At 74.0% G+C, this 11,368-nt stretch carries 9 protein-coding genes, 2 pseudogenes and 1 riboswitch; of the genes and pseudogenes, 2 read left to right on the top strand and 9 right to left on the bottom strand.

Translation table 11 applies throughout. The annotated features are described in order from the left end of the window. Positions 1 to 20 precede the first annotated feature (20 nt). Positions 21 to 2,054, bottom strand: a complete 2,034-nt coding sequence (locus H7A69_RS16280) for an aldo/keto reductase (RefSeq protein ID WP_182048003.1) — start codon at positions 2,052 to 2,054, stop codon at positions 21 to 23. A 136-nt stretch (positions 2,055 to 2,190) separates the two neighbouring features. Between H7A69_RS16280 and H7A69_RS16275 the strand changes: the two genes are divergently transcribed. Together H7A69_RS16275 and H7A69_RS16270 are read left to right on the top strand one after the other, a co-directional pair. Continuing rightward, positions 2,191 to 2,745, top strand: a complete 555-nt coding sequence (locus H7A69_RS16275; protein WP_182048002.1) for a TetR/AcrR family transcriptional regulator — start codon at positions 2,191 to 2,193, stop codon at positions 2,743 to 2,745. A gap of 91 nt (positions 2,746 to 2,836) precedes the next feature. Beyond that, positions 2,837 to 3,007: a hypothetical protein gene (locus H7A69_RS16270; RefSeq protein WP_182048001.1), complete on the top strand. Its 171-nt coding sequence runs from the start codon at positions 2,837 to 2,839 to the stop codon at positions 3,005 to 3,007. Positions 3,008 to 3,204: 197 nt separating this feature from the next. Here H7A69_RS16270 and H7A69_RS16265 read toward each other — a convergent pair whose 3' ends face one another. The 8 genes and pseudogenes from H7A69_RS16265 to H7A69_RS16230 form a co-directional block, all read right to left on the bottom strand. Continuing rightward, positions 3,205 to 3,792 (bottom strand): hypothetical protein, encoded by a 588-nt coding sequence (locus tag H7A69_RS16265; RefSeq protein ID WP_182048000.1) that lies wholly within the window; start codon positions 3,790 to 3,792, stop codon positions 3,205 to 3,207. Continuing rightward, on the bottom strand, positions 3,789 to 4,466 hold the full coding sequence (locus H7A69_RS16260) for a TetR/AcrR family transcriptional regulator (protein WP_182047999.1): 678 nt from the start codon (positions 4,464 to 4,466) through the stop codon (positions 3,789 to 3,791). The genes H7A69_RS16265 and H7A69_RS16260 overlap by 4 nt, the downstream gene beginning before the upstream one ends. A 91-nt stretch (positions 4,467 to 4,557) precedes the next feature. After that, positions 4,558 to 5,037: a 6,7-dimethyl-8-ribityllumazine synthase gene (gene ribH / locus H7A69_RS16255; protein ID WP_182047998.1), complete on the bottom strand. Its 480-nt coding sequence runs from the start codon at positions 5,035 to 5,037 to the stop codon at positions 4,558 to 4,560. A 20-nt stretch (positions 5,038 to 5,057) separates the two neighbouring features. Then, positions 5,058 to 5,684 (bottom strand): annotated as a pseudogene (ribB, locus tag H7A69_RS16250) (3,4-dihydroxy-2-butanone-4-phosphate synthase); the annotation flags it as partial. A 41-nt stretch (positions 5,685 to 5,725) separates the two neighbouring features. After that, a complete protein-coding gene (locus tag H7A69_RS16245) occupies positions 5,726 to 6,364 on the bottom strand; it encodes a riboflavin synthase (protein ID WP_182047997.1) in 639 nt (212 codons plus the stop codon). 81 nt (positions 6,365 to 6,445) lie between these two features. After that, positions 6,446 to 6,579, bottom strand: a riboswitch (FMN riboswitch). 160 nt (positions 6,580 to 6,739) lie between these two features. Next, the gene (locus H7A69_RS16240; protein WP_182047996.1) at positions 6,740 to 9,184 is read right to left on the bottom strand and encodes a bifunctional lysylphosphatidylglycerol flippase/synthetase MprF; all 2,445 of its coding nucleotides are present in this window, start codon (positions 9,182 to 9,184) and stop codon (positions 6,740 to 6,742) included. Beyond that, entirely contained in the window at positions 9,181 to 10,509 is a 1,329-nt protein-coding gene (locus H7A69_RS16235) for an alpha/beta hydrolase (protein WP_259346277.1), read from the bottom strand. The genes H7A69_RS16240 and H7A69_RS16235 overlap by 4 nt, the downstream gene beginning before the upstream one ends. Positions 10,510 to 10,682: 173 nt before the next feature. Further along, positions 10,683 to 11,368 (bottom strand): annotated as a pseudogene (locus H7A69_RS16230) (chaplin family protein); the annotation flags it as partial.

The following is an 11,368-nucleotide window of genomic DNA, read 5'->3' as shown; positions in this document are numbered from 1 at the left end:
GCCGACGTCGGCGCTCCCGCTCAGTCGCGCAGGTCCAGCCACGTGACCTGCTCCGGGCTGAGCTCCACCGACAGGCCGGTCATCGACGACCGGGCCTCGGCGATGGTGCGCGGGCCGAACAGCGGGAAGGTCGGGAACGGCTGGTGCAGCACGTACGCCAGGGCGATCGCCGTCGCCGGGACGCCGTACCGCTCCCCGAGCTCGCGGGCCCGGCGGAGGCGCTCGAAGTTCGCGTCCGAGTAGTAGCAGCGGACGAGCTCGGCGTCGCTGGTGTCCCCGGGGGCGGCGCGTCCGGTGAAGAAGCCGCGCGCCTGCGACGACCACGGCAGCAGCGGGACCTGGCGCTCCTCGAGCCACCGCTTCGACGCGGGGTCGGTCGCGTGCTCGCAGCCGTCCCACGGCACGTCGTACGCCTCGGCGAGCCCGAAGTGGTTGCTGAGGACCTCGAAGCCGTGCTTGCCGTTCGCCGCCGCGTACGCGTTCGCCTCGTCGAAGCGGGCCGGTGTCCAGTTCGATCCGCCGAACACCCGGATGCGCCCGGCACGGCGGTGCTCGTCGAGCACGTCGACGAACTCCCCGACCGGCACGTCCGGGTTGTCGCGGTGCATCATGTAGATGTCCGCGTGGTCGGTGCCCTGCCGTTCGAGGCTCTCCAGCAGCTGCCGGGTGAGGGACTCCGGGTCGCAGAACGGGGTGTGCGCGCCCTTCGTGATGACCACGACGTCGTCGCGGATGCCGCGGTTCGCGATCCACCGGCCGAGCCGACCCTCGAGGACCCCGCCGCCGTAGATGTACCCGGTGTCGAAGACGTTGCCGCCCTGCTCGAAGAACATGTCGAATATCGCGCTGGCGTGGGCCAGGTCGGGCTGGTTGTCGACGCCCATGACGAGGCGCGACATGCGCTTCCCGACGCCGGGGACCTCGCCGTACCGCATCGGGGCGTCGTCCCGCACGTGCAGGGGGCGGCCGCTCACCGTGCGGATGTCGGCGGTCTCGGCCTCGAACGGGTAGCGGAGGCCGATCGCGGCGCGCCAGCGGTCGAGCGTCCGGGCCGTGGCGAGCGTCTCGTCGAGCGTCATCTGGGCGGCCTCGACGGCGCCGGCTGCCAGTGCCGCCGTCGTCGCATCGGCCTCGAGCGCGTAGGGCCGCGCGCCGGCGAACGACAGCGTGCGGGGGTCCTCGTCGACGGTGCTGACCACGATCGTCGGGTCCTCGGACAGGGTCCACGGGTCGGTCAGGACGATGCGCCCCCGCGTGCCGTGCACCGTGACGGCGTTGTCGTCCTGCACCCGGACACCGGTGCGCACCGAGGCGGTGATGCCGGTCCGGTAGGTCAGGTGCGCCACCGTCCACTCGTCGACGTCGGTGGGGCCGAGGGTGCCGGTCGCCGTCAGCTCGACGGGTTCCGCCACGGCGACACCGGTCGCGGCCTGGACCACCGCGGCCGCCATGGTGACGGGGTACCCGCCGACGTCGAGGATCCCGCCGCCGGCGGTCGCGACGTCGAACAGCCGTCCGGTGCGCTCCCCCGCGCGGAACGCGAAGGACGCGTCCACGTGGGTGACCTCGCCGACCGTACCCTCGCGGACCAGGTCGAGCAGGGCCGCGGTCTGCGGGTGGAACCGGTACATGAACGCCTCGACGAGGGGCAGACCCGCCTGGCGTGCGGCGTCGACGAGCGCCATCGCCGTGCCGTGGTTCGGCGCCAGCGGCTTCTCGCAGAGCACGGCCTTGCCGGCGGCCAGCGCACGGAGCACCAGGTCGGCGTGGCCGGTGTGCACGGTCGAGACGTAGACCGCGTCCACCGCCTCGTCGGCGAGCACCGTGTCGTACTCACCGGCGCGGACGTCGGCGAAGCCGTGGTCGGCGGCCTCGTCGGCGAAGGCCCGGGCGCGCTCGGTGGCGGAGCTGCCCGCGGCGACGAGGGTGCCCGTGCTCGCGGGCAGCTGGGAGAGGAAGCGGCGGGCGATGCCGCCGGGGCCGAGGACGGCCCAGCCGGGGGCGGGAGCTCCGGCGGGCGGCGTGGTCGAGGGGGTCGCGGTCTGCGCTGACATGCGGATCCTGTTCGTGTCGTGAACCTTCACGGTCATGGCGACGCTAGCCGGGCCGGTGGAGCGGGACAAGGCGTTCGTGAACGTTCACGGAACCGGGCGGTCGTCACGGTCCGGACGGTTCCCTAGACTCGTCCGCATGGCAAGTGCCCGCGACCGCGTCCTGGACAGCTTCGTCGCCATCGTGTGCGAGGAAGGCGAGCGTCCGGCGACCCTCGACGCCGTCGCCGCGCGGGCCGGTGTCTCGAAGGGCGGACTGCTGTACCACTTCGGGTCGAAGGCCGCGCTGGTCGAGGGGCTCTGCGAACGCCTGTCGGACCTCTCCGCGATCGACGTCGAGCGCATGCGCGAGGCCGAGGACGGTGCGCCGCGCTACTTCGTCCGCAACTGCCTCTACGTCGGCAGCGAGCTCGACCTCGCCCTGCTCGCGGCGAGCCGCCTCCAGCAGGCCGGGTACGAGGAGGCCGGGCGGACGCTCGACGAGACCGAGAACGCCTGGCTCGAGGCCCTGGTCGACGCGCTCGGCGACGTCCCCACCGCGCAGGCCGTGAAGCTGCTCGGCGACGGGCTCTACCACCAGGCCTCGCTCGGCGCCGCGATCGCGACCGACGTGCGGCCCCACCGCGCCACCGTCGACATGGAGGCCCTGCTCGCGGTGGTCGACCGGCTCATCGCGACCCGTCCGGGTGCGTGAACCGACCGTCCTCGCGGTGCGCGTGAACCGGTCCCGCCCGACCTGGGGATAGACTGGTCGCGATCCACCCGCTCGAACCGGAGGTACCACCGTGGCCCGCGTCGTCGCCGCTTTCTTCTCGATCCTGCTGCTGCTGGTGTCGATGTACCTCTTCGGGTTCGCGTTCCAGGTGCAGTCCGGCCAGGCCTTCGTCTTCATGGGCGGCGTGCTCCTCATGTGCCTCTCCTTCTTCCTGCCGATCCACGTCTTCGGCAAGAAGTAGCCGGCAGCACGACCACGACGGCCCCGCACCTCCTCCGACGTGCGGGGCCGTCCGTCGTCCACGGGCGCTGTCGTCCCCCGGCGCCGTCGTCCACGCCCGCGCCCGCACCCTCGGATCGAACCACGGAACCGACATCGAACCACCCCCCACAGCTGGTTCGATGTCGGTTCCGCGGTTCGACACCGGCGCGGATCGAGTCAGACGAGCGGCTCCGGCGTCGGCCCCGCTGCGTCCCGCCGACGGGCACCCCGCAGCTGACCGCGCCGAGCGAGCGCTCCCGCCACGCCGGCAGCGAGCCCCATCGGCAGCGCCGTACCCACGTACGCCAGGGGGTCGCCGTACCCGTCCGACAGCAGGATCGCCACGACGGCGGTCGAGGCGACCGCGAGCACCGCGGCGGTCAGTGCCGTCCAGGCCACGTGCGCCCGGTCCGACCGCACCCGGCGGAGCCGACGTCCGACGACCCACGTCACCGGGAGCGACAGGACTGTCGCGACGAAGGCCGGGACCGCCGAGAACAGCGGCACGAGGACGATCCACCACAGGGTCGACGTCGCGTCCGACACGGTGACGTCGCCCCCGACGAGCACCCCCACGAGACCGACGACCGTCGGCAGGAGGCTGAGCACGGGCAGGACGGCGAGGACCAGCCACCCGTACGCACGCGCCTCGAGCGCGATCGAGTCCTCCAGGGTCCAGGTGCGGCCCACCCCGGGGCCGGTGCCGGCCGCCCCGGCCAGAGGGTCCGCGACGGTCCGACCCACCTGCTCGCCGTCGCCGCTCATGCGTCCCGCCCCGCGACGATCCCGACGATGCGGGTCACCGAACGCCGGAACGGCCGGACGCGCAGCATCGGCAGCGCGAAGCGCAGGATCCCCAGTGCCGCGTCCACCAGGCGGTCGGTGCGACGCTGCCCCGGCGAGCCGTCGTACACCCAGAAGAGCGTGACGAGCAGGTACGCCGTCCACAGTGCCCGCGGCAGGTCGGCCTGCAGCTCCTCGGGCACCCGGTTCCGCGAGTGCGCGACAGCCCGTTCGAAGAGCCCGAGGACGACGTCCCGCGCCGGGGCCGACTCGGCCGAGAACGGGTTGTTCGGCGACCCTGGCGCGATCGCGGTGGTGAGGAACTGCGGCGCGATCGCGTGCCAGGACGACAGGTTGTCCAGCCCCGTGCGGACGACGATCCCCACGCGGTCCGTCAGGTCCTCGACCCCCTCGAGCGCGGGCGTCGCGAGGGCGACGTGCTCGTGCTGCACCTCGACGTAGAGCTCCTGGACGAGGTGGTCCTTCGTCGGGAAGTGGTAGTACGCGTTCCCGACCGAGAGCCCGGCCTCGGCCGCGATGCCCCGCATCGTCGTGCCGTCGTAGCCCTGCTCGCGGAACGACCGCAATGCCACCTCGCGGATGCGCCCGCGCGTGCGGTCACGCTTGGTGACCGCCTCCCCCTGCTTTTCGAACATGTTCAAAAACTACACCGGAGCGCTGTCGGTGTCCACGGACGACGAAGCGCCCCGCACCACGGGTCCGTGGTGCGGGGCGCTCCGTCGTCGGTCAGGCGAGCTGGCGCAGGCTCCGCAGCACGACCGCGGTCGCGATCGCCGCGTGCGCGGCCTCGGCGCCCTTGTCCTCCTTCGACCCGGGGAGCCCCGCACGGTCGAGGCCCTGCTGCTCGTCGTCGAGGGTGAGCACCCCGAAGCCGACCGGCTTGCCGCTCTCGAGGGCGACGGTGGTCAGGCCGCTCGTCGCCGCGCTCGAGACGTAGTCGAAGTGGGGCGTCCCGCCGCGGATGATCACACCGATGGCGACCACCGCGTCGAACCCGGCCTCGAGCGCGGTCTTCGCGACGACCGGCAGCTCGAAGCTGCCCGGCACGGGGACGACCTGCGCCGTGGCCCCGAGACGCTCGACCTCGCGCTGCGCACCGGCGAGGAGGCCCCCGGCGATCGTCTCGTGCCACTGTCCGGCGACGATCGCGACCCGGATGCCCGAGCCGTCGACGTGGTCGCGCTCCGCTGCTCCTGCTCCGCTCATGCTGTAGTTCCCTCCTGGGGCGCGGACGACGCCGCTGCCCGGTCGGCCGCGTCGAGCCAGTCGACGAGTGCGGCGATGGTGATGACGGGCACGCCCTCGCGTGCCCCGAGTGCGACGAGGCCCGGCAGACGCATCATCTCGCCGTCCTCGCCGACGATCTCGCAGATCGCCGCCGCGGGCCGGAGCCCGGCTGCGGTGACGAGCTCGATCGCGGCCTCGGTGTGCCCGGCGCGTTCACGGACGCCGCCGGGCCGGGCCCGCAGCGGCACGACGTGCCCGGGGCGGTGCAGGTCGTCGCGGACCGACGAGGGGTCCGCGAGCACGCGGAGCGTCCGAGCCCGGTCGTGCGCGCTGATGCCGGTCGTCACGCCGACCGCGGCGTCGACGGTCACCGTGTACGCCGTGCCGCGGACGTCCTCGTTGTGCGCCACCATCGGCGGCAGGTCGAGGGCGTCGGCGATCTCGGCGCTCACCGGAGCGCAGATGAACCCGGACGAGTGCGCGACCGTCCACGCGACCCACTCGGGGCTCGCAAGCTCGGCGGCGAGGATCACGTCGCCCTCGTTCTCGCGGTGCTCGTCGTCGGCGACGATGACCGGGCGTCCCGCGGCGATGGCGGCGACCGCGTCGTCGATGCTCGACAGCACCGGGCCGCCCGTCTGCGCGACGGACGGGGTCCCGACGGCGGTCACCGTGCCTCCAGGACGGGCGCCGCGGCCTCGAGCCGCAGCATGCGGCGGACGTGCCGGGCGAGGACGTCGGTCTCGACGTTCACCCGGTCCCCCGGCACCCGCGACCCGAGCGTGGTCGCCTCGAGCGTCTCGGGGATCAGGCTGACCTCGAACCACGCGTCGGCGGGTGCGGTGGCCTCGTCCGAGACGGCGCTGACGGTGAGCGAGACGCCGTCGATCGCCACGGAGCCCTTGTCGACGACGAGCGGGCTGAGGTCCGGCGACAACGAGAAGCGCACGCGGCGCCACCCGTCGCCGTCGGCGGTGTCGAGCACGGTCGCGGTGCCGTCCACGTGCCCCTGCACGATGTGCCCGCCGAGCCGGTCGCCGACGGACGCGGCGCGCTCGAGGTTCAGGCGGTCCCCGACCGTGAGCGTGCCGTGCGCGCTCATGTCGAGCGTCTGCTTCATGACGAAGGCGGTGAAGGTGTCGGCGGTCTGCTCGACCACGGTCAGGCAGACCCCGCTCGTGGCGATGGAGTCGCCGTGACGGGCGTCGGCGACGACCTTCGGGCCGTGCACGGTGAGCGCGACGGAGTCGCCGTGCTGCTCGACGGCGGTGACGGTGCCGAGTTCCTCGATGATGCCGGTGAACACTGGTGTCCTCTCAACGGGACTCCGGGGCGCTCGACGGTCGTCGGCAACAGCGGACGGGGACGACGGACCGTCCCTGCCCGCCAGCGCCACCTCTCATCCGGACTCTCACCGTCGGTCCCGGGATCCCACCGGGTCAGCATCGGTCGGGTCGGAACCCGTCGTCAGCTCGTGGACTGTCACCACCGGTTCGGACTTGCACCGACCCCGGAGCGCTTGCGTGACTGAAATGATACCCCACACCCCCGGCGTGCGTCCGCGGGCGTTGCGTCCGGTGACACGGACCGCGTGACGGACGGGAGGCGCGGGGCGGGCCCGCCCCGCGCCTCCCGTCCGTCGCTCCCGCGCCGCATCGCCGTCGCGCGACCGCAGCCCGGCTCAGCCCCGCCCGCGCACCAGCGCGACGGCCTGCCGCAGGGACAGGTCCGGCAGGTACGCCCGCACCACCGCGACGCCGATCGCGGGCAGCGCCACCGGGTCCGGGTACGCCAGCACGAGGGGGTGCAGGTCCGGGCCGAACTTCGCCTTGAACCGGAGCAGCGACCGGAAGCCGTAGACCGGCTCGAGGACGCCGCCCACCAGGTCGAGCAGGTCCTGCACGCCGTCGGCGGTCGGCGCGCCCTCGGCCGACTGCGCGAGCGGCGCGGCGGACAGGCTGAGGCGTTCCACCCCGTCCTCGCGCATCCGGTCCGCCGCGCTCGCCACGAGGAACTCCATGACGCCGTTCGGTGCCGCGTTCGTCCGGCGCATCACGTCGAGCGTCCAGCCGACGACCCGGCCGGCCCGGTGGCTCGGCAGCCAGCTGGTCACCGCGAGCACGGTGCCCTCGGGGTCGAGCGCCACGAGCGTCCGCACCGCCGGGTCCCGCATCTCGTCGACGCCGCCGAGCGTGAAGCCCATCTCGGGCAGCTCCCGCTCCGACACCCACTCCTCGGAGATCGCCTCGATCTGCCGGACCGTCGACACCGGCAGGTCCTGCCACGACGACCAGAGGGCGGTGGTGGCCTCGCGCCCGGCCTTGTTCACCGCGGTGCGGACGTCCTGCTTCTTCTTGCCGGTCGTCGTCCAGGTGCGGGGGTCCAGGTCGGCGTCCTCCGCGACCGGCAGCGTGCCCCAGCCCTGCGCGGTCAGGGTGGCCGCGGACTCGGCACCGATGCCGTAGAAGACCGCCGTCCAGCCGTGGTCGTCGCACCACCGGGCGAACGCCGTCATGGCCGCGTCACGCGCGTCCGGCCACCCGAACGGCCCGCCGACGGTCACCGCGACGCGTCCGTTGCGCCGGAACGCGACACCGGCGCGACCGTCGTCGGAGAACCAGTACGCGTTGCCCTGCCACGTCGTCATCCAGCCGAAGGTGTCCCCGCCCGCCGCCTCGAGCAGCGTCCGGGCGCGGAGTCGGCTCTCGTGCAGGCCGTCGGCGTCGGCGTCGGCGTCGACCGCACCGGTGGGCCGGACCGCCGCGGCGGCGACGACCAGCCACAGCACCGGCCCGGCGGCGCCGAGCACGAACCGGAGGGCGGGGTCGAGCGCGGGCAGTCGGTCCCAGGTCACGACCGGGGAGAGCGGCCCGAGGGCGGCGACCACGAGCCGCAGGGGGTCGGCGACGGTGCGGGGCGACGAGGCCGTCGTCACGAGCACGACGGTCGTGACGATCACGAGCGCGGCGACCACCACGACCACGAAGGTCACCACGCGGCGCCGCGCCGGCAGGACGGTGAAGGACCGGCGGAGCAGCACGAGGACGAGCGCGGTGGCGAGCGGCACGACGACCGACGCGACCACCGAGACCGAGACGACGAAGCGGTTCTCCGTGCCGTGCAGCTCGGCCATCCGCGACGGCAGGACGCTGTAGGTCACGGCGGCGGCGACCGCCAGCACGGTGTCGACGACGACCGCGAGCCACACCGCGAAGCGGCTCCCGCGGAACAGTCCGAGCCCGGCGACGACGAGCACGAGGAGCGGCGCGACGGCGAGGACGAGCGTCCACGGGTCGGTGGCGCGGTAGGCCAGCAGACCACGCAGGCACTCCCCCGTCACACCGTTCTCCGAGCAGCCGCGCACCGGGGTCACCGGCCCCGTGCCGACGACCGCGGCGAGCGGTGCGAGCAGGCCGACGCGGGCGCGGGAGAGGAGTGCGATGACGGGACCGACCGCCGACACGAGGACGACGGTCCCGAGCAGCACCCGGGTCTCGCGGTGCGAACTGCGCGTCCACCCGAGCCGTGCGGGCCCCCGGCGGAGGAGGTCGCCGAGGAGCCACCCGGCGGCCACCGCGAGCGCGGCGGAGAGGTCTGCCACGTGTCCCGCGTAGAGGAGCAGCGCGGCGACGACCGCCACGGCGTTGACCCGGATGCGTCGGCGCCAGAGCGGCCCCGCGAAGGCGCTCGCCGTGACGATCGTCCCGAGGATCGCCGTCCACGGGTCGAAGCTGGTCGCGCGGCCGACGAGGAGCGCACCGACCTGGTGGCCGTCCCGGTCGAACAGGGCGGTCAGCGCCGCCAGGCCCGTCCCGACGACCGTCGTGGCGACGAAGGCCAGGACGGTCCGGCGGTACCCCATCAGCCGCTCGGCGGCACCGACGAAGGCGACGACACCGGCGAGCGTGAGGACCAGGGCGAGCGCCCCGGTGGTCACGGCGAAGACCCGGAACGGTCCGAAGTGGACGGCGTCGACGGACCCCGTGCGCCCGACGACGCGGATGACGAGGCCGGCGATCGAGGTCACGAGCACGAGGACCGCGACCACCGCCGTGACCGGGTACCCGCGGACGGCGCGCAGGGCGCGGGTCCAGGTCCTCGTCGGAGTCGGTGTGTCCGTGCTCACAGTGCCCCCTCCTGCTGCGGCAGACCGAGGTGTGCCAGCACGGCGGGCAGCCCGTTCGCGAGCACGTACCGCACGGTGTTCCAGTCGTGGGCCGAGCCCGGCGAGACGATGAGCTGCGTCTGCTGGCCAGCGCGCTCCGCGGCGGCGCGGAGCGTCTCGGTCGACGCCCGGTACGGGGCGTCGTCCTGACCGTAGCCGAAGACGGTGAGGTGGTCGTGGTACGGCGCGTGCGCCGCCATGATCGCGACGGGGGCCGCCGCCCGGTACGCGGCCGACGAGCCGCCGAAGGCCAGCTGGGTGCTCAGCTGCGCGTTGCCCGTGATCGGGGCGAGCTCGCTCGAGATGGCCAGGGCGCTGCCGAACACGTCGGGGTGGGCGGTCGAGAACTGCATCGCACAGGTCGCCCCCTGCGAGAACCCGAGGATGCCCCAGGCGTTGGGGCCGCTCTCAACGGGGAGGTGGTGCTCGATCCACTGCACCGTGTCCGTCATCACGTAGGTGGCGCTGCGCCCGAGGCGCCGGGAGTCGACGCACATCGGGTTCCGGTTCGGAGCGGCGAGCTGGTCCGGCGACACCACGATCGGCCCGAGGCCGTGGTGGGCGGCGGCGTAGCGGTCGAGGAAGGAACCGAGGTCGCCCGTCTGGAACATGTCCGCCGGCTGCCCGGGCTGCCCGGACAGGGCGATCAGGACGGGCAGCTCCGGCGGGTGCGCGACCCGGGCGGCCGGAGGCAGCCAGACGACGGCCTTCCGCGCCCGGAAGTGCGACACGGTGCCCGGGATCTTGACGCTGACGGTCTCGCCCGCTCGCGGCATGCCGGCCGGCGCGTGCCAGTCCGCCAGGTCCACCGGCTGGCCGGCGGTGCCGTGCGTGGACACCGGGATCGTGACCGACCGGTACGGATCCGTGGCGACGGCCTGCTCCACGTTCTTGTAGAAGCCGAAGTCGACGTTCACCCCGAGACCGGCGGAGAGCAGCAGGGCTGCGGCCGCGCCGACCGCGAGCACCCGTGCGAGCCAACGGCCCTGCACCGCGACCACGACCAGGAGGGCGACGCCGGCGAAGGCGAACGCCACCCACATGCGCGTGACCGGGGTGAAGGCCACACCGAAGTCGTCCTGCACGTCACCCGTCCACCAGACCGTGACGAGACCGATGGCCGCACCGACCACGGCACCGCCGACCCGGAACGCCGCGCGTCGACCCCGGTGCCGCTCGCGGGTCGGACCGACGAGGACCCAGAGGGCGAGGACCGCGGCCAGGACGTACACGGGGACGAGCAGCCGGAGGCCGGTGATCGGGATGCGCAGGAGTTCGTGGAGCACGCGCTCATCGTGGCGCTGCACCACTGCCCGAGAGCCTCGGAAGCGCTTCCACTGCACACAGGTTGGACACCGAGTGCTCCCAGGCAGGGCCCAGCGGGTCCTCAAGCGGACCGGCGGCGCACGCACGGGTCGGAGGGGCACCGCGGACGGTGCCCCTCCGACCGGTCAGGCCGTCAGACGGTGCGGCGGCGGAGGACCAGCGCGGCCGCCCCGAGGAGCAGCAGCAGGAGCGCCGCGGCCGCGGGGACCGCGGGCGAACCCGTGCCGGTGTACGCGAGTGCCGACGGCGTCGCCGAGGTGGCGACGGCGGCGGTGTCCACCGCGGCCGGCCGGGAGGCACTGGTCGCCACGACCGCGCCGGTGCCGGTGACGCCGGTGGTCGTCGCTGCGCCGGTGGTCGCTGCACCACCGGAGCTCACCACGGGTGTCGTGGTCGCCGGCGTGGGGGTGTCGCCGCCGACGGTGGCGTCACCGGGCGTCGTGGTGGTGGGGTCCGTCACCGGGTCCGTGCCGGTCCCGGGGTCAGTGCCCATGCCCGGGTCCGCGCCCGTACCGGGGTCCGTGCCCGTGCCCGGGTCCGTGCCGGTCCCGGGGTCCGAGCCGGGGTCCGTGCCCGGGTCCGTGCCGGTACCCGGGGTCGTGCCCGTACCCGGGTCCGTGGTGCTCGTGCCGTCACCGACGATGCCGATGCCGTTGCCGCCGACCGAGATCGGGACGCTGACGACCGGGGTCACCTGCGTGCCGGAGCCCACACCGTCCGAACCCGACGTCGTACCACCGGCCGACGGGGCCGAGGACCCCGCACCGGCCGTCGGTGCCGTACCCGTCGCCGTGCCGTCACCGACGACGCCGATGCCGT

It is taken from the genome of Curtobacterium sp. ME26, from assembly GCF_903970945.1.
GTDB lineage: Bacteria > Actinomycetota > Actinomycetes > Actinomycetales > Microbacteriaceae > Curtobacterium > Curtobacterium citri.
This window is presented reverse-complemented; position numbering and strand designations above follow the sequence as displayed.